The 25,534-nt window shown below is 59.0% G+C and carries 24 protein-coding genes; 19 read left to right on the top strand and 5 right to left on the bottom strand.

Annotated features, from left to right (window positions below):
* Positions 1 to 76 precede the first annotated feature (76 nt).
* From ACA064_RS07355 to ACA064_RS07335, 5 genes are all read left to right on the top strand, one after another.
* The gene (locus ACA064_RS07355; protein ID WP_497672780.1) at positions 77 to 580 is read left to right on the top strand and encodes an ureidoglycolate lyase; all 504 of its coding nucleotides are present in this window, start codon (positions 77 to 79) and stop codon (positions 578 to 580) included.
* A gap of 50 nt (positions 581 to 630) precedes the next feature.
* The gene (locus ACA064_RS07350) at positions 631 to 1,938 is read left to right on the top strand and encodes a urate hydroxylase PuuD (protein ID WP_497672779.1); all 1,308 of its coding nucleotides are present in this window, start codon (positions 631 to 633) and stop codon (positions 1,936 to 1,938) included.
* 135 nt (positions 1,939 to 2,073) lie between these two features.
* Positions 2,074 to 3,432, top strand: a complete 1,359-nt coding sequence (locus tag ACA064_RS07345; RefSeq protein WP_497672778.1) for a nucleobase:cation symporter-2 family protein — start codon at positions 2,074 to 2,076, stop codon at positions 3,430 to 3,432.
* Between the two features lie 138 nt (positions 3,433 to 3,570).
* Complete coding sequence (locus ACA064_RS07340) at positions 3,571 to 4,356, top strand: outer membrane protein OmpK (RefSeq protein ID WP_497672777.1); 786 nt, start codon at positions 3,571 to 3,573, stop codon at positions 4,354 to 4,356.
* A gap of 366 nt (positions 4,357 to 4,722) precedes the next feature.
* Complete coding sequence (locus ACA064_RS07335) at positions 4,723 to 5,508, top strand: outer membrane protein OmpK (RefSeq protein WP_497672776.1); 786 nt, start codon at positions 4,723 to 4,725, stop codon at positions 5,506 to 5,508.
* Positions 5,509 to 5,631: 123 nt separating this feature from the next.
* Here the strand turns inward: ACA064_RS07335 and ACA064_RS07330 are convergent, their stop codons facing one another.
* Complete coding sequence (locus ACA064_RS07330; RefSeq protein ID WP_497672775.1) at positions 5,632 to 6,804, bottom strand: patatin-like phospholipase family protein; 1,173 nt, start codon at positions 6,802 to 6,804, stop codon at positions 5,632 to 5,634.
* A gap of 46 nt (positions 6,805 to 6,850) precedes the next feature.
* Positions 6,851 to 7,783 carry a lipid A biosynthesis lauroyl acyltransferase gene (locus ACA064_RS07325; protein WP_497672774.1) on the bottom strand — a complete coding sequence of 311 codons (933 nt, stop codon included), beginning with the start codon at positions 7,781 to 7,783 and terminating at the stop codon, positions 6,851 to 6,853.
* Between the two features lie 121 nt (positions 7,784 to 7,904).
* Between ACA064_RS07325 and minC the strand changes: the two genes are divergently transcribed.
* The 7 genes from minC (at position 7,905) to ACA064_RS07290 (ending at position 14,819) form a co-directional block, all read left to right on the top strand.
* On the top strand, positions 7,905 to 8,639 hold the full coding sequence (gene minC / locus ACA064_RS07320) for a septum site-determining protein MinC (RefSeq protein WP_497672773.1): 735 nt from the start codon (positions 7,905 to 7,907) through the stop codon (positions 8,637 to 8,639).
* Positions 8,640 to 8,838: 199 nt separating this feature from the next.
* A complete protein-coding gene (gene minD / locus ACA064_RS07315; protein ID WP_150640238.1) occupies positions 8,839 to 9,651 on the top strand; it encodes a septum site-determining protein MinD in 813 nt (270 codons plus the stop codon).
* Between the two features lie 3 nt (positions 9,652 to 9,654).
* Positions 9,655 to 9,909, top strand: coding sequence for a cell division topological specificity factor MinE (minE, locus tag ACA064_RS07310; RefSeq protein ID WP_150640239.1), 255 nt, complete (start codon positions 9,655 to 9,657; stop codon positions 9,907 to 9,909).
* A 195-nt stretch (positions 9,910 to 10,104) separates the two neighbouring features.
* Positions 10,105 to 10,740, top strand: a complete 636-nt coding sequence (locus tag ACA064_RS07305) for an RluA family pseudouridine synthase (protein ID WP_150640240.1) — start codon at positions 10,105 to 10,107, stop codon at positions 10,738 to 10,740.
* A gap of 181 nt (positions 10,741 to 10,921) precedes the next feature.
* On the top strand, positions 10,922 to 12,211 hold the full coding sequence (locus ACA064_RS07300; RefSeq protein ID WP_497672772.1) for a M18 family aminopeptidase: 1,290 nt from the start codon (positions 10,922 to 10,924) through the stop codon (positions 12,209 to 12,211).
* 197 nt (positions 12,212 to 12,408) lie between these two features.
* Positions 12,409 to 12,585 carry a hypothetical protein gene (locus tag ACA064_RS07295; RefSeq protein ID WP_497672771.1) on the top strand — a complete coding sequence of 59 codons (177 nt, stop codon included), beginning with the start codon at positions 12,409 to 12,411 and terminating at the stop codon, positions 12,583 to 12,585.
* Between the two features lie 77 nt (positions 12,586 to 12,662).
* Positions 12,663 to 14,819, top strand: a complete 2,157-nt coding sequence (locus ACA064_RS07290; protein ID WP_497672770.1) for a mechanosensitive ion channel family protein — start codon at positions 12,663 to 12,665, stop codon at positions 14,817 to 14,819.
* 94 nt (positions 14,820 to 14,913) lie between these two features.
* On the opposite strand, the gene ACA064_RS07285 is transcribed toward ACA064_RS07290, so the two are convergent.
* Complete coding sequence (locus ACA064_RS07285) at positions 14,914 to 15,438, bottom strand: hypothetical protein (protein ID WP_497672769.1); 525 nt, start codon at positions 15,436 to 15,438, stop codon at positions 14,914 to 14,916.
* Between the two features lie 176 nt (positions 15,439 to 15,614).
* Positions 15,615 to 16,328 (bottom strand): UTRA domain-containing protein, encoded by a 714-nt coding sequence (locus ACA064_RS07280; protein WP_497672768.1) that lies wholly within the window; start codon positions 16,326 to 16,328, stop codon positions 15,615 to 15,617.
* A 362-nt stretch (positions 16,329 to 16,690) separates the two neighbouring features.
* Here ACA064_RS07280 and ACA064_RS07275 point away from each other — a divergent pair, with 362 nt between their 5' ends.
* The 6 genes from ACA064_RS07275 (at position 16,691) to ACA064_RS07250 (ending at position 22,157) form a co-directional block, all read left to right on the top strand.
* Positions 16,691 to 17,758: an extracellular solute-binding protein gene (locus tag ACA064_RS07275; protein WP_497672767.1), complete on the top strand. Its 1,068-nt coding sequence runs from the start codon at positions 16,691 to 16,693 to the stop codon at positions 17,756 to 17,758.
* A gap of 280 nt (positions 17,759 to 18,038) precedes the next feature.
* Positions 18,039 to 18,845: an alkaline phosphatase family protein gene (locus tag ACA064_RS07270; RefSeq protein ID WP_497672766.1), complete on the top strand. Its 807-nt coding sequence runs from the start codon at positions 18,039 to 18,041 to the stop codon at positions 18,843 to 18,845.
* Positions 18,842 to 19,687, top strand: coding sequence for an ABC transporter permease (locus ACA064_RS07265; protein WP_497672765.1), 846 nt, complete (start codon positions 18,842 to 18,844; stop codon positions 19,685 to 19,687). The genes ACA064_RS07270 and ACA064_RS07265 overlap by 4 nt, the downstream gene beginning before the upstream one ends.
* Positions 19,674 to 20,474, top strand: coding sequence for an ABC transporter permease (locus ACA064_RS07260; protein ID WP_497672764.1), 801 nt, complete (start codon positions 19,674 to 19,676; stop codon positions 20,472 to 20,474). The genes ACA064_RS07265 and ACA064_RS07260 overlap by 14 nt, the downstream gene beginning before the upstream one ends.
* Complete coding sequence (locus ACA064_RS07255) at positions 20,471 to 21,460, top strand: ABC transporter ATP-binding protein (RefSeq protein ID WP_497672763.1); 990 nt, start codon at positions 20,471 to 20,473, stop codon at positions 21,458 to 21,460. The genes ACA064_RS07260 and ACA064_RS07255 overlap by 4 nt, the downstream gene beginning before the upstream one ends.
* 43 nt (positions 21,461 to 21,503) lie before the next feature.
* Positions 21,504 to 22,157 (top strand): HAD family hydrolase, encoded by a 654-nt coding sequence (locus ACA064_RS07250; protein ID WP_497672762.1) that lies wholly within the window; start codon positions 21,504 to 21,506, stop codon positions 22,155 to 22,157.
* Between the two features lie 191 nt (positions 22,158 to 22,348).
* Here ACA064_RS07250 and ACA064_RS07245 read toward each other — a convergent pair whose 3' ends face one another.
* A complete protein-coding gene (locus ACA064_RS07245) occupies positions 22,349 to 23,311 on the bottom strand; it encodes a zinc-binding dehydrogenase (protein ID WP_497672761.1) in 963 nt (320 codons plus the stop codon).
* 138 nt (positions 23,312 to 23,449) lie between these two features.
* On the opposite strand from ACA064_RS07245, the gene ACA064_RS07240 reads away from it, so the two are divergent.
* The gene (locus ACA064_RS07240; RefSeq protein WP_497672760.1) at positions 23,450 to 25,531 is read left to right on the top strand and encodes a carboxy terminal-processing peptidase; all 2,082 of its coding nucleotides are present in this window, start codon (positions 23,450 to 23,452) and stop codon (positions 25,529 to 25,531) included.
* Positions 25,532 to 25,534: the final 3 nt, after the last annotated feature.

The raw sequence follows: 25,534 nt of genomic DNA, 5'->3' as shown, positions 1-25,534 counted from the left end.
AAGATCGCAGGCTTCGCCAGCTCCTACAGGGAATGCGGTGAACCGACAACGAATTTCAAAGATAAAGAAGACCAGCATGCGCACATTGACGATTGAACCGCTGACCAAAGAAGCCTTCGCCCCTTTCGGTGACGTGATCGAAACCGATGGCAGCGATCACTTCATGATCAACAACGGTTCGACCATGCGCTTCCATCGTCTGGCCGAGGTGGAAACCGCCACGCCGGACGACAAGGCGATCATCAGCATCTTCCGCGCCGATGCGCAGGACATGCCGTTGACCGTTTGTATGCTGGAGCGTCACCCGCTGGGCAGCCAGGCGTTCATACCGCTGCTCGGCAACCCCTTTCTGATCGTGGTCGCGCCACTTGGCGATGTACCTGTATCAGGTTTGGTCCGTGCCTTCGTCACCAACGGCAGGCAGGGCATTAATTACCATCGCGGCGTCTGGCACCACCCGGTGCTGACGATCGAAAAGCGGGATGACTTCCTGGTGGTTGATCGCAGTGGCACAGGCAATAACTGCGATGAGCATTTTTTCAAAGAGGATGAGCGGTTGATCCTTGCCCCCCACCAATAAGAGAAGGTCTGATCACTCGACTACAGAGTGACAGGCGAGAGGTAAAGACTGTGGAAGCACATCTGTTGGAATGGCTGAACCTGAGCATCCGCTGGGTTCATATGATCACTGGCGTCGCCTGGATCGGCGCTTCGTTCTACTTTGTCTGGCTGGAAAACAACCTCAATCGGGTCAACCCGAAAGACGGTCTGGCCGGCGACTTGTGGGCGATCCACGGTGGCGGTATCTACCACCTGGAAAAATACAAACTGGCCCCACCGACCATGCCGGACAACCTGCACTGGTTCAAATGGGAAGCCTACTTCACCTGGATGTCGGGCATCGCGCTGATGTGCGTGGTGTTCTACGCCAACCCGACGCTGTACCTGCTGGCCCCGGGCAGCAGCCTGAGCGGACCTGAAGGCGTGGCCCTGGGCATCGCTTCGTTGTTCGCCGGCTGGTTCATCTACTCCTTCCTGTGCGACTCGGCCCTGGGCAAACGCCCTGCCCTGCTCGGCCTGATCCTGTTCGTGCTGATCATTGGCGCAGCCTACGGTTTCAGCAAAGTGTTCAGCGGTCGTGGTGCGTACCTGCATGTCGGCGCCATTATCGGCACCATCATGGTCGGTAACGTGTTCCGCATCATCATGCCGGCACAGCGCGCATTGGTAGCGGCCATCGCCGAAAACCGCACGCCCGATCCAGCGCTGCCGGCCAAAGGCCTGTTGCGTTCACGGCACAACAACTACTTCACCTTGCCAGTGCTGTTCATCATGATCAGCAACCACTTCCCGAGCACCTACGGTAGCCAGTACAACTGGCTGATCCTGGCCGGGATCGCGGTACTGGCGGTGTTGGTGCGGCACTACTTCAACACCCGTCACAACAGCCATCGGTTCGCCTGGACCTTGCCGGTAGCGGCACTGGGCATGATCTGCCTGGCCTACGTGACCGGGCCGGCGCAGATGTCCAGCGCCCCTGAAGTGGCCAAGACAGCGGCAAAGATCGAGTACCAGCCGATTCCGGAAACCGCGATCAGCGGTGCCAAGCCTGAAGCGACTCCAGCGCCAGCACCTGCTGCGCAGCCGACACAAGCCGCGGCCGCCAAGCCTGCCGCCCCAGACTTCGACAAGGTTCACAGCGTGATTCAGGAACGCTGCGCAGTGTGCCACTCGGCCAAACCCACCAGCCCGCTGTTCAGTACGGCACCGGGTGGCGTGATGTTCGATACCCCGCAACAGATCCAGCAACAGGCCGCGCGGATTCAGGCACAGGCCGTCGCCACGCAGATCATGCCACTGGGCAACATCACCCAGATGACCCAGCAGGAACGCGACCTGATCGGCGCCTGGATTGTTCAGGGAGCGCCGACTAACTAAGCAGACATCAAGCCCTGTGGTATCGGGGCTTTTTGTGGCGAGCGGGCTTTGGTGGCTGGCCTGACAGATTCAAAAAAGCTGTTCGCAAGCACACAGCTGTTAAACCACAAGAATAAAAAAGATCCGAGGTGTTGCATGTCCGAGCTATCCGCAGCGCGCATCCCCGACGCACCCGCCATTCAGCGTTTGCCCCTTTTGCAACTGATCCTGGTTGGTCTGCAGCACGTTCTGCTGATGTACGGCGGTGCCATTGCGGTGCCGCTGATCATCGGGCAGGCCGCGGGCCTGAGTCGTGAAGAAATCGCCTTCCTGATCAACGCCGACCTGCTGGTGGCCGGGATCGCCACCGTGGTGCAATCGCTGGGCATCGGTCCCATGGGCATTCGCATGCCGGTGATGATGGGCGCCAGCTTCGCCGCAGTCGGTAGCATGGTGGCCATGGCCGGCATGCCGGGTATCGGTATGCCCGGGATCTTCGGTGCGACCATTGCCGCCGGCTTCTTCGGGATGATCATCGCGCCGTTCATGTCCAGGGTGGTGCGCTTCTTCCCGCCGCTGGTGACCGGCACTGTGATCACCTCGATCGGCTTGTCGCTGTTCCCCGTCGCAGTGAACTGGGCCGGCGGCGGCAACAGCGCCGCCGAGTTCGGCTCACCCATCTACCTGGGCATCGCCGCATTGGTGCTGGCGACCATCCTGCTGGTCCATCGCTTCATGCGTGGTTTCTGGGTCAACATCTCGGTGCTGATCGGCATGGCCCTGGGCTACGTCCTCTGCGGCATCATCGGCATGGTCGACCTCAGCGGCATGGCGCAGGCTCCCTGGCTGCAGATCGTCACGCCGCTGCACTTCGGCATGCCGCAGTTCCATCTCGCGCCAATCCTGTCGATGTGCCTGGTGGTGGTGATCATCTTCGTCGAGTCCACCGGAATGTTCCTGGCCCTGGGCAAGATCACCGGCCAGGAAGTCACCCCGCGGATGTTGCGGCGCGGCTTGCTGTGCGACGCCGGCGCCTCGTTCTTCGCCGGTTTCTTCAACACTTTCACCCACTCCTCCTTTGCCCAGAACATCGGCCTGGTGCAAATGACCGGCGTGCGCTGCCGCTCGGTGACCATAGTCGCCGGCGGCTTGTTGATCGTCCTCAGCCTGCTGCCCAAAGCGGCCTTTCTGGTGGCCTCGATTCCCTCGGCGGTGCTGGGCGGTGCGGCCATTGCGATGTTTGGCATGGTCGCCGCCACCGGGATCAAGATTCTCCAGGAAGCTGACATCGCCGACCGGCGCAATCAGTTGCTGGTGGCGGTGAGTATCGGCATGGGCCTGATTCCGGTGGTTCGTCCGGAGTTCTTTGCCCACCTGCCACTGTGGATGAGTCCGATCACCCACAGCGGTATCGCCATGGCGACTCTCAGTGCCCTCTCGCTGAACCTGTTGTTCAACATCCTCGGAGGTGCTGAGCGGGCCGCCGACACTCTGCGACCCGCTCACCCGCACTGACCGACAGCGGGCGGCATTGGCCGCCCGCTTCCAACCGCCACAACCACCACACGCATGACAGGCAGACCCGGCTGCAAGCCCGGTCGCAGTCAGCGGCTGCCTGCGCCTCGACAATAAGAATAATCAGGGAGCAACACGATGAAATTCACCTACTCAAGCCTGTTATTGAGCAGCGGACTGCTGGCAGCCACCCAAGTCATGGCCGGCGATTTGCTGCTCTGGCAGACCAACAGCCTGAGCTATCTGTATGGCAAGAATTTCAAGATCAATCCGTCGATCCAGCAGACGGTGACCTTCGAGCACGCCGACCGATGGAAGTACGGCGACAATTTCCTGTTCGTCGACAAGATTTTCTACAACGGTGACGAAGACCGCATCAAAGGTCCCCACGCCTTTTACGGCGAGTTCAGCCCGCGCTTCTCGTTCGGCAAGATCCTCGACCGGAAACTCGCCTACGGCCCGATCAAGGACGTGCTGCTGGCCATGACCTACGAGTACGGCGAAGGGGAAAGCGAGGCTTATCTGATCGGTCCCGGTTTCGACCTCGCGGTGCCAGGGTTCAACTACTTCAACCTGAATTTCTACCGCCGCCAGACCGAAGGCCCGCGCCCCGGCGACGGCGTCTGGCAAATCACCCCGTCGTGGTCCTACAGCATTCCCCTCGGTCGCTCGAACCTGTTGATCGACGGCTATATCGACTGGGTGGTGGACAACGACCAGAACTCACGCGGCACCTACCACGCCAACCTGCACATCAACCCGCAGATCAAATATGACCTGGGCAAAGCCCTGAACTGGCGCGAGAAGCAAGTCTACGTGGGCGCCGAATACAGCTACTGGAAGAACAAATACGGTATCCAGAGCAGCTCGAACCTGGACTCCAATCAGAACACCGCCAGCCTGTTGCTCAAGGTGCATTTCTAAATGGCCCGCAAGGCTCCCCCAATGCTGCTGCAAGCGCTCTGTTACGGGGCGCTTGAGCCATGTCGCGGGAGCCAGTATTCTCCGCGGCCGCCCGAATCTGGTCTAAAAAAAACTCCAGATTTAAAACCTGACCAGAAAGCCAACTTATCCCGGCACTGGTTAGTCTCCAGGCTCCCGAATCAACTCTCAATCGACTGCTTCCAGGCAGCCGAGCGGGAGTTTTTTGGTTTTTTTTGCCTTGGCTCAGCACCTGCTAACAGCAATAAAGCTGACCGATCGGATGACTTTTACAACAACGAAAAAAGGCGCCGCACCAGAGCGCCGGTTCAAAAAAACGTGGAACAACCTACTTTTGGGAGCAACCGAATGAAACGTACGTGCACCAGCCTGATGCTTGCCGGATCCTTGTTGGCGGGGGGCCAGGCCATGGCCGGCGATCTGCTGTTCTGGCAGAACAATAGCCTGACCTACCTGTATGGCCAGAACTTCGAGGTCAATCCTGAGATTCAGCAGACCGTGACCTTCGAACATGCCGATGCCTGGAAATACGGCGATAACTTCATGTTCATCGACAAGATTTTCTACAACGGCAAGAAGGACAACTTCGCCGGCCCGAACACCTACTACGGCGAACTGCAGCCGCGCCTGTCATTCGGCAAGATCTTCGACCAGAAACTCGAATTCGGCCCGATCAAGGACGTGCTGCTGGCCATGACCTACGAGTTTGGCGAAGGCGATACCGAGTCCTACCTGATCGGTCCGGGCTTCGACCTGGCGATCCCCGGTTTCGACTACTTCCAGTTGAACTTCTATAACCGCCACACCGAAGGTTCGCGCGCTGGCGACAACGTCTGGCAGATCACACCGGCCTGGGCCTATACCATTCCTGTGGGCAAATCGGACATCCTGATCGACGGGTTCATCGACTGGGTGGTCGACAACGACCAGAACGATAAAGGCACCTACCACGCCAACCTGCACATCAACCCGCAGATCAAATACGACCTGGGCAAGGCGCTGAATGTTGGCGAGAAGCAGCTGTATGTCGGTATCGAATACGACTACTGGAAGAACAAGTACGGGATCAAGGATAGCCAGTTCTTCGACACCGACCAGAACACCGCCAGCTTGTTGGTGAAGTTGCATTTCTGAGTCAGGACACAGGCCCTTTTGTAGGAGCGAGCTTGCTCGCGATGGACGTTAACAATAACGCGTGTTTTCTGAATAAACGCGGCGCCCTTGCGTCCATCGCGAGCAAGCTCGCTCCTACAGATCTCAAGACAAGGCAGTAAACACCGGTAACCCCAAAAACCGGCACAACTCTTCGCGCTTGGCCAGGGCATCGCTGCGGCCAAGCTCGATCAATTCACTGCAATACCCTGCTTCGAACAGCAAATAACTGAGCACGCCTGCGCCGCTGGTCTTGGTCGCGCCCGGTCCGCGCAGGAACAGGCGCAAGGCGGCCGGCAGCTCATGCCGATGGCGCGCGGCGATTTCGTCGATCGGTTGGCTCGGGGAAATCACCAACACCTCCACCGGCGCTACGCCGAGACTGCGGCTCGGGATACCCGCTGGCAGCAGATGGCTGAACTGATTCAACCGTTGCAACAACTCGATATCACTCTCCAGACTGTCAATGAAGGTGCTATTGAGCATGTGCCCGCCGATCTGCGCCAGCGTCGGTTGTTGCCCCGTGTAGGCACGCTGCAACGGATTCTGCAGGTCGACTCCCCGAGGGTTGCCGCTGACCCCGACCACCAGCACCCGGCTCGCCCCCAAGTGCAGCGCCGGACTGATCGGTGCTGACTGACGCACTGCGCCGTCACCGAAAAATTCCTGACCGAGTTTGACCGGAGCAAACAACAACGGGATTGCCGAACTGGCCAGCAAGTGTTCGACCGTCAGTTGAGTCGGCACGCCGATACGCCGATGACGTAGCCAGGCTTCGATGGTGCCGCTGCCTTGATAGAAAGTTACCGCCTGACCGGACTCATAGCCGAAAGCCGTCACCGCCACCGCCTGCAATTGTTTTTGCCGGATGGCTTGCTCGATCCCGGACAACTGCAGCTTGTTGTTCAACAAATGCCGTAACGGTGAACTATTGATCAGCGCCACCGGCACTGCAGCTCCCAGCCCCAGCAGACTGTGCCCGACGAACCGGGTGGCCTGGCCGACCACCCCAGGCCAATCGCTGCGCATCACTTGATGGCTGCGAAAACCCTGCCAGAACGCCGTCAGCCGTTCGACCGCGCCGCCGAAGTCCATTGCCCCGCTGGCCAGGCTGACCGCGTTGATCGCTCCGGCGGACGTGCCGACGATCACCGGAAACGGGTTCGGTGCAGCTACCGGCAGCAACTCGGCAATCGCCGCCAATACCCCTACCTGATACGCCGCCCGAGCCCCGCCGCCGGAAAGAATCAATCCTGTGACCGGTTCAGCTGGGCTCATCGCAACACTCCATGGCGCTTGGGGCAATCAATCTGACACTGCTGCGTCAGCCACGCTTCTCATACAACTTCGGCTCACCGGGCGGGCGGGTCTTGAACCGTCGGTGGGCCCAGAGATACTGCTCCGGGCATTCGCGCAGTACCGCTTCGACCCATTGATTGATCCGCAGACAATCGGCTTCTTCGCTTTCCCCCGGGAACTGCGTCAGGGGCGGGTGGATAACCAGGCGGTAGCCGCTGCCATCGGCCAGGCGCCGCTGGGTAAAGGGCACCACCAGGGCTTTGCCCAATCGGGCGAACTTGCTGGTAGCGGTGACCGTCGCCGCCGGGATGCCGAACAAGGGCAAGAACAGGCTCTGCTTGGCGCCGTAGTCCTGGTCCGGCGCATACCAGATCGCCCGTCCGGCACGCAGCAGCTTGAGCATGCCACGCACGTCTTCACGCTCCACGGCCAGAGACTCGGCGTTATGTCGCTCGCGGCCACGACGCTGGATAAAGTCAAACAGCGAGTTCTTGTGCTCGCGGTACATGCCGTCGATGGTGTGCTGCTGGCCGAGCAATGCCGCGCCGATTTCCAGGGTGGTGAAATGCACGGCCATCAGGATCACGCCCTTGCCCTCACGCTGGGCCTGGGTCAGATGTTCCAGTCCTTCGATATGGGCCAGACGCGCCAGACGCGGCTTGGACCACCACCAACTCATGGCCATTTCGAAAAAGGCGATCCCGGTGGAAGCGAAATTATCCTTGAGCAGCCGTTTGCGCTCGGTGGCGGACTTTTCCGGGAAACACAGCTCCAGGTTGCGCCTGGCGATGCGCCGTCGGTCGCCGGCCACTCGATACATCAAGGCACCCAGTGCGCGGCCGATCTTCAGCAACAGCGAATAGGGTAACTGAACGATCAGCCATAGCAGGCCGAGGCCAAACCACAGCGGCCAGAAACGCGGATGTAAAAATGCAGCTCTAAAACGCGGGCGATCCATTACAGATTCCGGACAGACAACAAGGTCGCGCATTCTACATCGGTTCGACTCGGGTTGCGGCTCGCGGGCGTTCTGGTTATAAGTCTCGGCACTTTCAGTGACAAGCCGTTTAATGCCGACCATGAGCCGAACCGAACCGCTAGACCAAGATCCTGTGTTCCAGTTGAAGGGCAGCATGCTCGCCATTACGGTGCTGGAACTGGCCCGCAACGACCTCGAAAGTCTCGACCGCCAGTTGGCCGCGAAGGTCGCCCAGGCGCCGAACTTCTTCAGCAACGCCCCGCTGGTGCTGGCCCTGGACAAGCTTCCAGCCGGCGAAGGCGCCGTCGACCTGCCCGCTCTGATGCGCATCTGTCGCCAGCATGGCCTGCGCACCCTGGCCATCCGCGCGAGCCGCATCGAAGACATTGCCGCAGCTATCGCGGTGGACCTTCCCGTACTGCCACCTTCCGGTGCGCGGGAGCGGCCGCTCGACCAGGAAGTCGAAATAAAGAAAAAACCGGAAAAACCGCCGGAACCGACCATTAAGCCGACAAAAATCATCACTTCGCCGGTGCGCGGCGGCCAACAGATCTATGCTCAGGGTGGCGATCTGGTAGTAGTGTCCTCGGTCAGTCCCGGCGCGGAACTTCTTGCCGATGGCAACATCCATGTATACGGCCCCATGCGGGGTCGTGCCTTGGCTGGAGTCAAGGGCGATACCCGGGCCAGAATTTTTTGTCAGCAAATGAGTGCCGAACTGCTATCGATCGCCGGTCAATATAAGGTTTCCGAAGACCTGCGTCGCGATCCGCTGTGGGGCTCGGGAGTTCAGATCAGCCTGTCGGGTGATATGTTGAACATCACTCGTCTTTAACGGATACTGCCGCATTTTCCAAGCATCTCTAAAACCTAGCGAAAACGGCTTAAACGAAGTAGGAAATCGGCGAAAAGCAGGTTTTACCCAAGGTAAATCCGCTTCGAAGCGAATTTCAGCCAAGGCTGTTCGACCGCAGTTGTTTTCAAGAGATGTTTTTCAGGGGCTAAAAGTCCTTTTTCCTTAGGGGTGAAACACCTTGGCCAAGATTCTAGTGGTTACATCCGGCAAGGGTGGTGTGGGTAAGACCACCACCAGCGCCGCTATCGGTACCGGCCTCGCTCTGCGCGGCCACAAAACAGTCATCGTCGACTTCGACGTCGGTTTGCGTAACCTCGACTTGATCATGGGCTGCGAACGCCGCGTGGTGTACGACTTCGTCAACGTGGTCAACGGCGAAGCGAACCTGCAGCAAGCCCTGATCAAAGACAAGCGCCTGGAAAACCTCTATGTGCTGGCTGCCAGTCAGACCCGCGACAAAGACGCGCTGACCCAGGAAGGCGTGGAAAAGGTGCTGATGGAGCTCAAGGAGACCTTCGAATTCGTGGTCTGCGACTCCCCGGCGGGCATCGAGAAAGGCGCCCACCTGGCCATGTACTTCGCTGATGAAGCGATCATCGTGACCAACCCTGAAGTGTCCTCGGTACGTGACTCCGACCGCATGTTGGGCCTGCTGGCCAGCAAATCGCGTCGTGCTGAAAAAGGCGAAGAGCCGATCAAGGAACACTTGCTGCTCACTCGCTACAACCCGGAGCGGGTGACCAAGGGCGAAATGCTCGGCGTCGAAGACGTCAAAGACATTCTCGCGGTGGCCCTGCTGGGTGTCATCCCTGAATCCCAAGCGGTACTCAAGGCTTCGAACCAGGGCGTGCCTGTGATCCTCGATGACCAAAGCGACGCCGGCCAGGCGTATAGCGATGCCGTCGATCGTCTGCTGGGCAAAACCGTGGAGCATCGTTTTCTCGATGCACAGAAGAAAGGATTCTTCGAGCGCCTGTTTGGAGGCAAATAGATAATGAACATTTTTGACTTCTTTCGTGCCACTAAAAAGGTAAATACCGCGTCGGTCGCGAAAGAGCGTCTACAGATCATCGTGGCGCACGAACGCGGCCAACGGACCACCCCGGACTACCTGCCGGCCTTGCAGAAGGAACTGGTCGAGGTGATCCGCAAGTACGTCAATATCGGGTCCGATGACGTGCATGTCGCTCTGGAAAACCAGGGCAGCTGCTCGATTCTGGAACTCAATATCACCCTGCCTGATCGCTGATCGATCCGGCTGGAGCCACGGCGGCTCGGGCCACTTCGCCCCCCTGTAGGAGCGAGCTTGCTCGCGATGGACTTGAAGCTAACGCGTTTCGTCAGGCAACACGCGTTATCGTTAACGACCATCGCGAGCAAGCTCGCTCCTACAAGGGGCTGGGGTGACCGAGCCGCCGTTGGCGTTTGTTACGAGGCTGTTTTAATGCCGTTGTCGAATATCCGCATCATCCATCAGGACGCCGCCGTTCTGGTGGTGGACAAGCCTACCCTGTTGCTTTCCGTGCCCGGCCGGGCCGAAGACAACAAGGACTGCCTGATTACCCGCTTGCAAGAAAACGGCTACCCCGAGGCGCGAATCGTCCATCGTCTGGACTGGGAAACCTCAGGCATTATCCTGCTGGCCCGCGATCCTGACACTCACCGCGAACTGTCTCGGCAGTTTCACGACCGCGAGACCGAAAAAGCCTACACCGCACTCTGCTGGGGCCAACCGGAACTGGACAGCGGCAGTATCGACTTGCCGCTGCGCTACGACCCGCCGACCAAACCGCGGCATGTGGTGGACCATGAGTTCGGCAAAAACGCCCTGACCTTCTGGCGAGTGCTGGAGCGTTGCGGCGACTGGTGCCGGGTCGAGCTGACACCGATCACCGGCCGTTCGCACCAGTTGCGGGTGCACATGCTCTCCATCGGCCACCCGCTGCTGGGCGACGGGCTGTATGCCCATCCGCAAGCCCTGGCGGCCTGGCCACGCTTGTGTTTGCACGCGAGCATGCTCAGCTTTACCCACCCGCAAACTGGCGAACGCTTGCGCTTCGAGTGCCCGGCACCGTTCTGAGCCAGGGTAAATACCCCTGTGTGTAGGAGCTGCCGCAGGCTGCGATCTTTTTCTCGATTTCACTTGAGTCTCAAGCAGAAGATCAAAAGATCGCAGCCTGCGGCAGCTCCTACAAGAGCCGTCCGGCACCAAACCTGCGACCAATACGGTAAACTCCCGCCATTGCTGTCTGGAGTTACTTATGCGCGAAGAGTTGAACCAAGGCCTGATCGACTTCCTCAAGGCCTCCCCTACCCCGTTTCATGCCACCGCCAGTCTTGTCCAGCGTCTGGAAGCGGCGGGTTACAAGCGTCTTGATGAGCGCGAGCCCTGGACTACCGAAGCCAACGGCCGCTACTACGTCACCCGCAATGATTCCTCCATTGTCGCCATCAAGCTCGGTCGCCACTCACCGCTGCACGGCGGTATCCGTCTGGTCGGCGCTCACACCGACAGCCCGTGCCTGCGAGTCAAGCCGCAGCCTGAGCTGCAACGCCAGGGCTTCTGGCAACTGGGCGTCGAAGTCTATGGCGGCGCCTTGCTCGCCCCTTGGTTCGACCGTGATCTGTCGCTGGCCGGGCGTGTGACCTTCCGTCGTGACGGCAAGGTCGAGAGCCAGTTGATCGACTTCAAACTGCCGATCGCCACCATCCCCAACCTGGCCATTCACCTCAATCGCGACGCCAACCTGGGCTGGCCGATCAACGCGCAAACCGAACTGCCGCCGATCCTCGCGCAGTTTGCCGGTGATGAGCGGGTCGACTTCCGCGCCGTATTGACCGACCAGCTCGCTCGCGAACATGGCCTGAACGCCGACGTGGTGCTCGATTACGAGCTGAGTTTCTACGACACCCAAAGCGCCGCGATCATTGGCCTGCATGGCGACTTCATCGCCGGCGCACGGCTGGACAATCTGCTGTCGTGCTATGCGGGGCTGCAAGCCTTGCTCAACACCGAGACCGACGAAACCTGCGTGCTGGTCTGCAACGACCACGAAGAAGTCGGTTCCAGCTCCGCCTGCGGCGCCGATGGCCCGATGCTCGAGCAAACCCTGCGCCGTCTGCTGCCAGAAGGGGACGAGTTCGTACGGACCATTCAGAAATCGCTGCTGGTCTCGGCCGACAACGCCCATGGCGTACATCCCAACTATGCGGACAAACACGACGCCAATCACGGCCCGAAACTCAATGCCGGCCCGGTAATCAAGGTCAACAGTAACCAGCGCTACGCCACCAACAGCGAGACCGCGGGCTTCTTCCGCCATCTGTGCATGGCTGAAGAAGTGCCGGTACAAAGCTTCGTGGTGCGCAGCGACATGGGCTGTGGTTCGACCATCGGCCCGATCACCGCCAGCCACCTCGGCGTGCGCACCGTGGACATCGGCCTGCCGACCTTCGCCATGCACTCGATCCGTGAACTGTGCGGCAGCCATGACCTGGCGCACCTGGTGAAAGTACTCGGCGCGTTCTACGCCAGCCGCGATTTGCCGTAAAGCCATTCGCGAGTGTGCCCTGAGCCCTGTAGGAGCGAGCTTGCTCGCGATGGACGTTAACGATAACGCGTGTTTTCTGATTAAACGCGCCGCCCTTGAGTCCATCGCGAGCAAGCTCGCTCCTACAAAATACCTCAACCCCTGTCGCGAAAAAGCGTCCTAGACTCAGACCTAGCCCCTCCGACAAGGTAGTCGCCATGATTTCGATGTCTGCGTTCAACTCCATGCTCATTCCGATCCTGGCAGGCATGATCCTGTTGGCCATCGGTTACAACTTTCGCGATAAGAACGCCGGCATCTTGAGTATGTGGATTGGCATGCTGCTGATCCTCGCCACCGTGGTGTACAAAATCCTCGCCAAACTCGCCGAATAAATGCGCTCGCTACGCTCGCATTGGTTTTAGCCGCCTCGTACACTCGGTCGATCCGTAATTTCAAGGTTGACCGCCTAGTGTTCGCTCGTCTTTTCGCCCTGCCCTCTTGCCTCTTCATCTGCCTGTTGATGCTGCTCCCCATGGCTACGGTCCAGGCCGTCGGCCTGCCGGGCCTGCTCAACGGCTCGGCGAAAGCCCAGCCGCAGGCGGAAGAGCCTCTGGGGCAATCGCTGGATGAAGTGATCAAGTCGCTGGAAAACGATCAGCAACGGGCAAAATTGCTGGCCGACCTGAAAAAGCTCCGCGACGCCACCAAGAAAGCCCAGCCTGCCGCCGAAGAAGGCGTACTCGGCTTGATCGGCGGTACCCTGGCCAGTCTCGAGAAACGGTTTTCCGGCATCGACAGTCCTCTCACCCAATGGTCGCAAGAGTTCGATCTGGCCGGGGAAGAGTTGATGGCGCTGATGCTGCCGGCCAGCGAATGGTTGCCGATCATTTCTGCGTTCGCCCTGGTTCTGATGCTCTGGAGCCTGCTGGCCGCGGCGCTGATCTGGCTCAGTCATCGGGTACGGACGCGCTTCGGTCTCACCGAAGAACTGCCGCAACACCCCAAGGCCTGGGACATACTGCGTTTTGCCTTGCGCAAGCTTGGCCCGTGGCTCATCGCGCTGCTGATCACCATCTACCTGAGCTACTCCCTGCCCTCGTCCCTGGGCAAAGACCTGGCAATGGTCTTGGCCTACGCACTGGTGGTCGGCACCTGTTTCTCGGCGGTCTGCGTGGTGGCGTTTGCCGTGCTCGACGGCCCGCATCGCCATCGCGCCTTGTACATCCTGCGGCATCAGGCCTTTCGCCCGCTGTGGCTGATCGGCAGCTTCGCCGCCTTCGGAGAAGCCTTGAGCGACCCACGCCTGGTGGCCAGCCTCGGGACACATCTGGCGCACACTGCCGCGACCGCCGCCAATGTGCTGGCCGCGCTGTCCACCGGGATGTTCATCCTGCGCTTCCGGCGGCCGATCGCGCACCTGATCCGCAACCAGCCCCTGTCACGGCGCCTGACCCGGCGCGCCCTGAGCGACACCCTCTCGATTCTCGGAACCTTCTGGTATTTGCCGGCGCTGGTGTTGGTGGCGATCTCGCTGTTTGCCACATTCGTATCGGCCGGCGATACCAGCACCGCATTGCGCCAGGCGCTGATCTGCACGGTGTTGCTGGTGTTGTGCATGGTGATCAACGGGCTGGTGCGCCGCCACGCACTCAAACCCCAGCGCGGACTCAAACGCCACGCCCTGTATTCGGAACGCCTGAAGAGCTTTTTCTATACCCTCGCGCACCTGCTGGTGTGGCTGGTGTTCATTGAGCTAGGCCTGCGCGTCTGGGGCATGTCGCTGATCCGCTTTGCCGAAGGCGACGGCCACGAAATCAGCGTCAAACTGTTCAGCCTCGGTGGCACGCTGATCTTCGCCTGGCTGATCTGGATCCTCAGCGACACCGCCGTGCATCACGCCCTGACCCGCTCGCGCAAAGGCCTGGCCAATGCCCGCGCGCAAACCATGATGCCGCTGATCCGCAACGTGCTGTTCGTGGCGATTTTCATCATTGCGCTGATCGTCGCCCTGGCAAATATGGGCATGAACGTCACGCCACTGCTGGCCGGTGCCGGGGTGATCGGCCTGGCCATCGGCTTCGGTGCCCAGTCGCTGGTCGCCGACCTGATCACCGGGCTGTTCATCATCATCGAAGACTCCCTGGCCATCGACGACTACGTGGACGTCGGCGGACACCTCGGCACCGTCGAAGGGCTGACCATCCGCACCGTACGCCTGCGGGACATCGACGGTATCGTGCATACGATTCCGTTCAGCGAAATCAAAAGCATCAAGAACTACTCACGGGAATTCGGCTACGCGATCTTCCGGGTGGCGATCCCGTACAACATGGAAATCGATGACGCGATCAAACTGATTCGCGAAGTCGGACAGAAAATGCGCACCGATCCGCTACAGCGTCGCGATATCTGGTCACCACTGGAGATTCAAGGAGTGGAGAGTTTCGAGTCCGGCAGCGCGATTCTTCGTGCCAGGTTCAAGACGGCGCCGATCAAACAGTGGGAAGTTTCCCGAGCGTTCAATTTATCGCTCAAGCGGCATCTGGATGAAGCGGGCCTGGATCTGGCGACACCGCGGATGAGTGTGCAGGTGGTGACGGCGGGGGGCGGGCCGCAAAACGAATAACGGACAAAGCCAGCTCGGGAAGAGCCCGAGCTGGCTTGACTTCGAAAATGGTTGCTCCCAGTCGCGCAGATTGTGCTGAATACCTGCTTCTGGATTATTTAATATCCAATACGATCTGCACCGGCTTAGCGGTATAAGGCTTTTCGGCTGGATATTTCACCCATGAGTCTTGTCCCGTTGGCACGACATAAACAACATCACCTCTTATATTTTCATTTCTGACTTTCCGCCCGGCAATCAAGAAGTTGTAGAGCGTGTCAAGATCCTCAAACGCGTCATCCCCGCTAAACTGCATAATCGCCGACCCATCGGACGTAAACATACGAACGTCTGCCTTACCCTGAGGCAGATTATTCCACGCTAACTTCCTATCCTCGGAATCTAAAAACATGAACGTGACGGGCTTATCTCTAACACAAAGATACCCATCTTTATCCAAACCAACATACTGCCCATTCGCTTCACCTCCCCCCACAACAGTGATAATAAAGTTTTCTCTAATGCATTGAAACTCAAATTGCACCGGATCACCGCCAACTCTTCGAGTGCCAATCCGACCTGGAAGCACTACAACCGGACGCCCTAAAACATTCATAGTTGCATTAAACTGATTAGACATACTGATTTCCTTATACAAATAATAGTCAAACACCGCAAACAAAAACGGCTCACGACAACTTTACATAAAAACCCAGAAATCCAACCAGAGAAAATTATCGACTTATCATTACGACATATTAATTAACCCAGCCAACTTATTTACCGTTCCCCACTACACCTTATTGCAACTCAAACTCAAGCCACATCCACCCCGACATGTATCGCATCATGCCGCCAAAACTCCAGATCACAATCGATCAACCGCCCATGCTGATCATAATTAACCCGCGCAATCCGTAACCCCGGACTCCCCAGCGACACCCGCAGCGCCGCCGCCGCATCCAGCGGCAACGCAGTCGGCACAATCTCGAACCGCACCCGCCCATAGTGCAAATCGTAATGCCGCGCATACAACTCGGTAATCGACTTATTGAGATCGAACTCGAGAATCCCCGGAAAATACTGCGGATTGAGGTAGTGCTCGACATACAACACCAGTCGCCCATCAATACGTCGCGCGCGGCAGATCTGGATTACGCTCGACAGAGCCGGCAACTGCAACCAGGCACAGACCGCCGCCGACGCCGGTTGCAGCCGCGCCGAAATCACTTCGGTGGACGGTACCCGGCCCTGGGCACTGACCATCGCGTGGAAGTGACTGCGCTGCATCAGGTTGTAGGCCAGGCGTGGCAGCGAGACAAACCAGCCGCGGCGTTCTTCCCGATAAATCTGACCTTGCGCTTCCAGCTGCAACAACGCCTCGCGCACAGTAATTCGCGTAGTACCGAACAACTCACTGAGTTTGCGTTCGGCCGGCAGTTTGCCACCGGGCGGCAACAGACCGTGTTTGATCTGCTCCTGCAACACCTGCCCAATGGTTGTCACCGCTTTGGTGGCCTCTTCACGCATCAAGGTTACCTTTCTGGACTAGACCAGCACTGTTTCCGGGCAGAACCGTGGATAAAATCGGCTCCTTAAACTCTTCGCAAGCCTAGGCAATGCATGTGACTGTCAGATGACGAAGCCGCCGAACGGTTGATCCAGACACCTGCAATTTAATGGCCAAGTCCTTTCATATCAGCCTTTTAGTCATGGTCTACGCTTATCTCGCAGCGTCCGTACAGGCGCTCGATAAATCCTTGCGGGCATGACAGCGACATCAGAATGTCATCCAGCCCGCCTAAATTGGCTCAGGTATTGCTGACCTAGACCAACCACCCCCAAAGACTGTAGCTAAAACGCAGCGTTGAAAACGCCCAAAGGAGCTTCGGATGAAACAGCTTTTCCTGGCATCACTGTTAGGCTCGACCATTGCCATGTGCACCGCAGCCATGGCAGCTGATACCGATTTGAAAACCCTGGAGGCCGCTGCGAGAGCGGAAGGTGCGGTCAATAGCGTCGGCATGCCCGATGACTGGGCCAACTGGAGAGGCACTTGGGAAGACCTGGCGAAGATCTATGGCCTCAAGCACATCGACACCGACATGAGCTCGGCCCAGGAAATCGCCAAGTTCGCCGCGGAAAAAGACAACGCCAGCGCTGATATCGGCGATGTCGGCGCAGCGTTCGGGCCCATCTCGGTCAAACAGGGCGTGGTCCAGCCTTACAAGCCAAGCACCTGGGATCAGATCCCGGATTGGGCGAAAGACAAGGACGGTAACTGGGCGCTGGCCTACACCGGCACCATCGCGTTCATCATCAATAAAAAGCTGCTGCACGGCTCCGAAGCCCCGAAAAGCTGGGCAGACCTGGAGAAAGGCAAATACAAGGTTTCCATCGGTGACGTGAGCACCGCCGCCCAGGCTGCCAACGGCGTGCTGGCAGCGGCCATCTCCAAGGGCGGCGATGAAAAGAACATTCAACCGGCGCTGTTGATGTTCGCCGAGATCGCCAAGCAAGGTCGTCTTTCGATGGCCAACCCGACCATTGCCACCATGGAGAAGGGCGAAATCGAAGTCGGTGTGGTCTGGGACTTTAACGGTTTGAGCTATCGCAACAAAATGGTCAACAAGGACGATTACATCGTGCTGATCCCGTCTGACGGTTCGGTGATTTCCGGTTACACCACCATTATCAACAAATACGCGAAACACCCGAACGCCGCCAAACTGGCCCGCGAGTACATCTTCAGCGATGCCGGCCAGACCAATCTGGCGCGTGGCAATGCCCGGCCGATCCGTGCCGAACACCTGAAGTTACCGGCTGACGTCCAGGCGCAACTGCTACCGAACGAACAGTACAAAAAGGTCACGCCTATCAAGGACGCCGATGCCTGGGAAAAGACCTCCAAAGGCTTGCCGCAGAAGTGGCAGGAAGAAGTGATTATTAATATGCAGTAATGCTGCATCCGTAGGAGCTGCCGAAGGCTGCGATCTTTTTCCCAGGCTCACTTGAGCCCCAAGTCAAAGATCAAAAGATCGCAGGCTTCGCCAGCTCCTACGCCGACCGAGTACACAGGCAATCCCTTGCCGAACGCCAATCCTGTAGGAGCTGCCGCAGGCTGCGATCTTTTTCCCAAGCTCACTTGAGTCTCAAGTCAAAGATCAAAAGATCGCAGCCTTCGGCAACTCCTACGCCGATCAGTTCCAGTTTCAGTCTCGATTTCGGAGTCGCCGCCCCATGCCACACAACGTCATCCTCGTGGTGCTCGATGGTCTGAATTACGAGGTCGCCCGGCATGCCATGGGGCACCTGCAGGCCTACACCGGCGCAGGTCGCGCGGTGCTCTATAAAATCGAGTGCGAACTGCCGGCACTGTCCCGACCGCTCTATGAATGCATTTTGACTGGCGTTGCGCCGATCGACAGCGGCATCGTCCATAACAACGTTTCGCGTCTGTCCAACCAGCGCAGCGTATTTCATTACGCCAGCGATGCCGGGCTCAGCACCGCCGCCGCGGCCTATCACTGGGTCAGCGAGCTGTATAACCGTTCGCCCTTCAACGCGGCACGCGATCGCCACACCGAAAACGCGGATCTGCCGATCCAGCACGGGCATTTTTACTGGAGCGATCACTATCCGGATTCGCATCTGTTCGCCGACGCGGAGAACCTGCGCCTGCGGCACTCGCCGAATTTTCTGTTGGTACACCCCATGAACATTGACGACGCCGGACACAAGCACGGCCTCGATACCCCCCAGTACCGCAACAGCGCTCGCTCGGCCGACATCATCCTCGCCGACTACCTGCAAGGCTGGCTCGACGCCGGTTATCAGGTACTGGTGACCGCCGACCACGGCATGAACAACGACCGCTCGCACAACGGCCTGCTCCCGGAAGAGCGTGAAGTGCCGCTGTTTGTCCTCGGCGATGCCTTCAGCCTCAATCGCCACGCCGCGCCAAAACAGACCGAACTCTGCGGGACTATCTGCGAGTTGCTGGGTGTCGCCCACGACAAACCAGTCTGCCGGGAGCTGTTGAAGTGAACTCGATCACTCGTGGCAAATGGCTGGCGGTGCTGTGCCTGGTGCCCTTTGCGCTGTTCTTTACCGTGTTCCAGATCGCCCCGCTGTTCTGGGTGATGCTCCACAGCGTGCAATCGGAAGAGTTCGGCTGGGGTCTGGCCAACTTCAGCAAGATCTTCAACTCCAGGTTCTATCTGCAGGCGATTCGATACAGCCTGGAGATCAGTTTCTGGTCCAGCATGTTCGGGATCATCATCGCCGTGCTGGGCAGCTACTCGCTGCGCCGGGTCGACTCGCGCCTGCGCAACTTCGTCAACGCCTTCGCCAACATGACCAGCAACTTTTCCGGCGTCCCCCTGGCCTTTGCCTTCATCATCCTGCTCGGTTTCAACGGCACCTTCACCATCATGCTCAAGCAGGCCGGGATCATTCAGGATTTCAACCTGTACTCCAAGACCGGGCTGATCATTCTCTACACCTATTTCCAGATTCCGCTGGGGGTGCTGCTGCTCTACCCGGCCTTCGACGCCCTGCGCGAAGACTGGCGTGAGTCCGCCGCCCTGCTGGGGGCTAACGGCTGGCAGTACTGGCGGCACATTGGCCTGCCAGTGCTGACGCCTGCGCTGCTCGGGACCTTCGTGATCCTGCTGGCCAATGCCCTTGGCGCCTACGCCACGGTGTATGCGCTGACGACCGGTAACTTCAACGTGCTGACGATCCGCATCGCGGCGATGGTCTCCGGCGACATCTCCCTGGACCCTAATATGGCCAGCGCCCTGGCCGTGGTGCTGGTGGCACTGATGACCCTGGTCACCATCGTGCATCAGTTGCTGTTGAAGAGGAGCTACCATGTCTCGCGCTGAAATCGGCCCTGCAGTCCTCTACCACCGGATAGTGGTGTACCTGCTGTTTGCCATTCTCTTGCTGCCGCTGGCCGGAACGTTGATCTACTCGATTTCCAGCAGTTGGTCGGCGACCATTCTACCCAGCGGTTTTACCCTCAAATGGTATATCCAGCTGTGGAGCGACCCGCGTTTTCTCGGGGCTTTCGGTCAGTCGTTGCTGGTCTGTGTCGGCGCTCTGGTGCTGTCGGTGGTGCTGATTCTGCCGCTGCTGTTCGTGGTGCATTACCACTTCCCCAAGCTTGACGCACTGATGAACATCCTGATCCTGTTGCCCTTCGCGATACCCCCCGTGGTGTCTTCGGTAGGGCTGTTGCAGCTCTATGGTTCCGGGCCGTTCGCGATGGTCGGCACGCCATGGATCCTGATCGGCTGCTACTTCACCGTGGCGCTGCCGTTCATGTACCGGGCAATCACCAACAACCTGCAGGCGATCAACCTGCGCGACCTGATGGACTCCGCCCAACTGCTCGGTGCCAGTACCTGGCAGGCGGCGTTTCTGGTGGTGCTGCCAAACCTGCGCAAGGGCCTGATGGTGGCGTTGCTGCTGTCCTTCTCGTTCCTCTTCGGTGAATTCGTGTTCGCCAACATCCTGGTCGGCACCCGTTACGAAACCTTGCAGGTCTACCTGAACAACATGCGCAACAGCAGCGGCCACTTCACCAGTGCACTGGTGATTTCTTACTTTTTCTTTGTGCTGGTTCTGACCTGGGCTGCCAATATCTTGAACAAGGACAAAAGCCAATGAGCTTCGTCAGCGTCCAACACCTGCAGAAAAATTACGCGGGCACCACGGTGTTCAGCGACATCAACTGCGAAATCCAGAAAGGTGAGTTCGTCACCCTGCTCGGCCCGTCCGGCTGCGGCAAGTCCACCTTGCTGCGCTGCATCGCCGGGCTGACCGCAGTGGACGGTGGCAACATCCTCCTCGATGGCCACGACCTGGTCCCGCTGAGCCCGCAAAAACGCGGGATCGGCATGGTGTTCCAGAGTTATGCGCTGTTCCCCAACATGACCGTGGAACAGAACGTCGCCTTTGGCCTGCGCATGCAAAAAGTCAATGCCGAAGACAGTCGCAAGCGCGTGCTTGAGGTGCTGCAGTTGGTGGAGTTGACCGACTTTGCCGCGCGTTATCCCCATCAGCTGTCCGGTGGCCAAAGCCAACGGGTGGCCCTGGCCCGCTCGCTGGTGACCCGGCCACGCCTGCTGCTGCTGGATGAGCCGCTGTCGGCGCTGGATGCACGGATTCGCAAACACCTGCGCGAACAGATTCGGCAGATCCAGCGCGAGCTGGGCTTGACCACCATCTTCGTCACCCACGATCAGGAAGAAGCCCTGACCATGTCTGACCGGATCTTTCTGATGAACCAGGGCAAGATCGTCCAGAGTGGTGACGCTGAAACCCTCTACACCGCGCCAATAGACGTGTTCGCCGCGGGTTTTATCGGCAACTACAACCTGCTGGATGCCGACAGCGCCAGCAAACTGCTGCAACGGCCGATCACCGGGCGCATCGCCATTCGTCCGGAAGCCATCGAGTTGAGCCTGAACGGTGAACTCGATGCGCAGGTCCGCAGCCACAGCCTGCTGGGCAACGTGATTCGTTATCGTATCGAAGCGCGCGGCGTGGAACTGGTGGTCGATGTGCTGAACCGTTCGGCGGCTGATATGCATGCCGACGGTCAACGGCTGGCGCTTTCCATCGATCCTTCGGCCCTGTGTGAGGTAGCCTGATGCCTTTGATGCGCCTGATTATTCTGAAGAGAGAGCTGCACTGATGGCTTTGGCAATTTTTGATCTGGACGAAACCCTGATCCATGGCGACTGCGCCACCTTGTGGAGCGAACAGATGGGCCGCCTCGGCTGGGTCGACGGCGAGTCCTTCATGCGGCGCAACAACGAGCTGATGGACGCCTACAGCCATGGCAAGCTGAACATGGAAGACTACATGGCCTTCAGCCTGGAACCGATAGCGGGGCGCACGCCTGAAGAGCTCGAGCACCTGGTGGCACCCTGGGTCGAGGATGTGATCGAGCCGATCATATTTAGCGACGCCTGCAAAGCGATCGCCGCACACCGCAAGGCCGGCGACCGGATTCTGGTGATCTCGGCCTCTGGCACCCACCTGGTCAAGCCCATTGCCGAGCGCCTGGGCGTCGACGAAATATTGGCGATCGAACTGGAAGTGACCCACGGCGTCTACAGCGGCAAGACCCTCGGCACCCTGACCTACCGCGAAGGCAAGATCACCCGTCTGCTGGAGTGGCTGGACACCGAAGAGGAAAACCTCGAAGGCGCGAGCTTCTACTCGGACTCACGCAACGATTTGCCATTGTTGCTGAAAGTCGACTTCCCCCATGTGGTCAACCCGGATCCGGTGCTGCTTGAACACGCCGAAAAAGCCGGGTGGCCGATACATCAGTGGAAGTAGCCGTACTGGATGACCAATGTGGCGAGGGGCTTGTTGTGGCGAGGGGGCTTGCCCCCGCTCGGCTGCGCAGCAGTCGTAAAGTCGGTAAACGCGGTGTGCCTGACACAACGCGCTGGCAGGTTTTAGGACCGCTTCGCGCTCCAGCGGGGGCAAGCCCCCTCGCCACACTTGCCCGCGAAGGTTTCAAGGTTTCAGACCAGACTCTCGTCAATCACCAACACCAGTTTGCCCGACACCTTGTTGGTCGCAAGTTCGGCAAAGGCAGCCTCTGCGTCCTTGATCGGGAAGGTCTTGGCCAGTTGCGGGCTGAGGCGCCCTTCGCCGAATAGCGGCCAGACGTGCTGACTCAGGTCGCTGAACAGGTCGGCCTTGAATTGCTCGTCCCGACTGCGCAGGGTCGAACCCAGCAGTTGCACGCGCTTGGCCAACACCTGAGCCAGGTCCACCTGCGCCTGGCGACCGCCCATCAGACCGATCAACACCCAGCGACCATCGCGCGCCAGAAGTTTAAGGTTCAACTCGGCATAGTTGGCGCCCACCGGATCAAGGATGACGTCGAATGGGCCTAGGTCATTCAAACTTTCCAGACCATCGGTACGGACCACGCCACCTTGGGCACCCAACGCTTCGCAGTACGCCAGCCGATCCGCCGAACCGACACTCACCCAGCATGGATTGCCAAATGCCTTGCACAGCTGAATAGCCGCCGAGCCGACACCGCTGGCGCCCGCGTGCAACAGTACTTTCTCGCCGGGCTTGAGCGCAGCCAGCTGGAACAGGTTCAACCACGCGGTGCTGTAAACCTCGGGCAACGCCGCCGCTTCGACCAGCGACAATCCCTCAGGTACCGGCAACACGTGACGTCCGTCAACCACCACTTCCTCGGCCATGCCTCCACCGGCCAGCAGCGCGCAGACGCGATCGCCCACCTGCCAGGTCGAACCCGGCCCGACTTCGCTGATCACCCCGGAACACTCCAGCCCCAATACCTGGCTGGCACCCGGTGGCGCGGGATAGAGCCCCGCTCGCTGTAACAGATCGGCCCGGTTCAAGCCCGCAGCCGCCACTCGAATGCGAACTTGCCCAACATCACATACGGGACTCGGCTCTTCTACCCATACCGCTTGACCTTCCACGCCTTGCAATGCCTTCACAGTGCCTCCATAGTGAGTCTGAACTGAGCCCGTTGCTGTAGCGTCGGGTTTTTTGCATTATGCGACCGGCCCCAATGGAACCGGCGACTTCAAAGACGGCCTAATATGCGTTATCAATTGCCCCCGCGTCGAATCAGCATGAAGCATTTGTTCCCCAGCACCGCCCTAGCTCTTTTCATCGGCCTCGGTCTATTGCCGTTGTCGACCAATTCATTCGCAGCCAATAGCTGGGACAAGCTTCAGCCCGATCGTGACGAGGTGATCGCCAGCCTTAACGTCGTCGAGTTGCTCAAGCGTCACCATTACAGCAAGCCGCCGCTCGATGACGCGCGCTCTGTGATTATCTATGACAGCTACCTGAAGCTGCTGGATCCGTCGCGCAGTTACTTTCTCGCCAGCGATATTGCCGAATTCGACAAATGGAAAAACCAATTTGACGATTTCCTCAAGAGCGGCGACCTGAAACCCGGGTTCACCATCTACAAGCGTTATCTGGACCGCGTCAAAGCGCGTCTGGACTTCACCTTGGCCGAGCTGAACAAAGGCGTCGACAAATTCGACTTCACCGTCAAGGAGAACTTGCTGATCGATCGCAAGGACGCTCCATGGCTCAAGACCACCGCAGAACTGGACGACCTGTGGCGCAAACGCGTCAAGGACGAAGTCCTGCGCATGAAGATTTCCGGCAAAGAGCCCAAGGCGATTCAAGAGCTGCTGACCAAGCGCTACAAGAATCAGCTGGCGCGCCTCGACCAGACCCGTGCCGAAGACATCTTCCAGGCTTACATCAACACCTTCGCCATGTCCTACGACCCGCACACCAACTATCTGTCGCCGGATAACGCGGAAAACTTCGACATCAACATGAGCCTGTCGCTGGAAGGCATCGGCGCCGTGTTGCAGAGCGATAATGACCAGGTAAAAGTCGTGCGTCTGGTGCCGGCAGGCCCGGCGGACAAGACCAAACAGGTTGCACCGGCTGACAAGATCATCGGCGTCGCCCAGGGCGACAAGGAAATGGTCGATGTCGTCGGCTGGCGTCTGGACGAAGTGGTCAAGCTGATCCGCGGGCCAAAAGGCTCGGTGGTGCGCCTGGAAGTGATCCCGGCCAGCAACGCGCCGAATGACCAGACCAGCAAGATCGTGGCCATCACTCGCGAAGCGGTGAAACTGGAAGAGCAGGCGGCGAAAAAGTCGATCCTCAAGCTGAAACAGGACGGCAAGGACTACAAGCTCGGGATTATTGAAATTCCGGCCTTCTATCTTGACTTCAAAGCCTTCCGCGCCGGTGATCCGGATTACAAGAGCACCACCCGCGATGTGAAGAAGCTGCTGACCGAACTGCAAAAAGAAAAAGTCGACGGCGTGGTCATCGACCTGCGCAACAACGGCGGCGGCTCGCTGCAGGAAGCTACCGAGCTGACCAGTCTGTTCATCGACAAAGGTCCGACCGTGCTGGTGCGTAATGCCGACGGTCGGGTCGATGTGCTGGAAGACGAAAATCCGGGTGCCTTCTACAAAGGTCCGATGGCCTTGCTGGTCAACCGTCTGTCGGCTTCGGCTTCGGAAATTTTTGCCGGCGCCATGCAGGACTACCACCGCGCGTTGATCGTCGGTGGCCAGACCTTCGGCAAAGGCACCGTGCAGACTATCCAGCCGCTGAATCACGGTGAGCTGAAACTGACACTGGCCAAGTTCTACCGGGTTTCCGGTCAGAGCACCCAGCATCAGGGCGTGCTGCCGGATATCGATTACCCGTCGATCCTCGACACCAAGGAAATCGGCGAGAGCGCCCTGCCCGAGGCCATGCCGTGGGACACCATCCGTCCTGCGATCAAGCCGGCTCTGGATCCGTTCAAACCGTACCTGGCGCAACTGAAGTCCGAGCATGACATACGCACGGCCAAGGACGCGGAGTTCGTGTTCATCCGCGACAAACTGGCCCTGGCCCAGCAGCTGATGACCGAAAAAACCGTCAGCCTCAACGAAGTCGAACGTCGGGCGCAGCACACCGATATCGAAGCCAAGCAGCTGGTGATGGAAAACATCCGCCGCAAGGCCAAGGGTGAAGAGCCGCTCAAAGAGCTGAAGAAGGAAGACGAGGACGCGATCGCGGCCGAGCCGGACAAGACCAAGCCAGAAGACGATGCCTACCTCAGCGAAACCGGGCGGATTCTATTGGACTACTTGAAGCTCAACACTGCGGTGGCCAAGCACTGACGA

The organism is Pseudomonas sp. LBUM1658 (assembly GCF_059716055.1).
The sequence above is the reverse complement of the archived record's forward strand: the minus strand, read 5'-3'. Positions and strand labels throughout refer to the sequence as shown.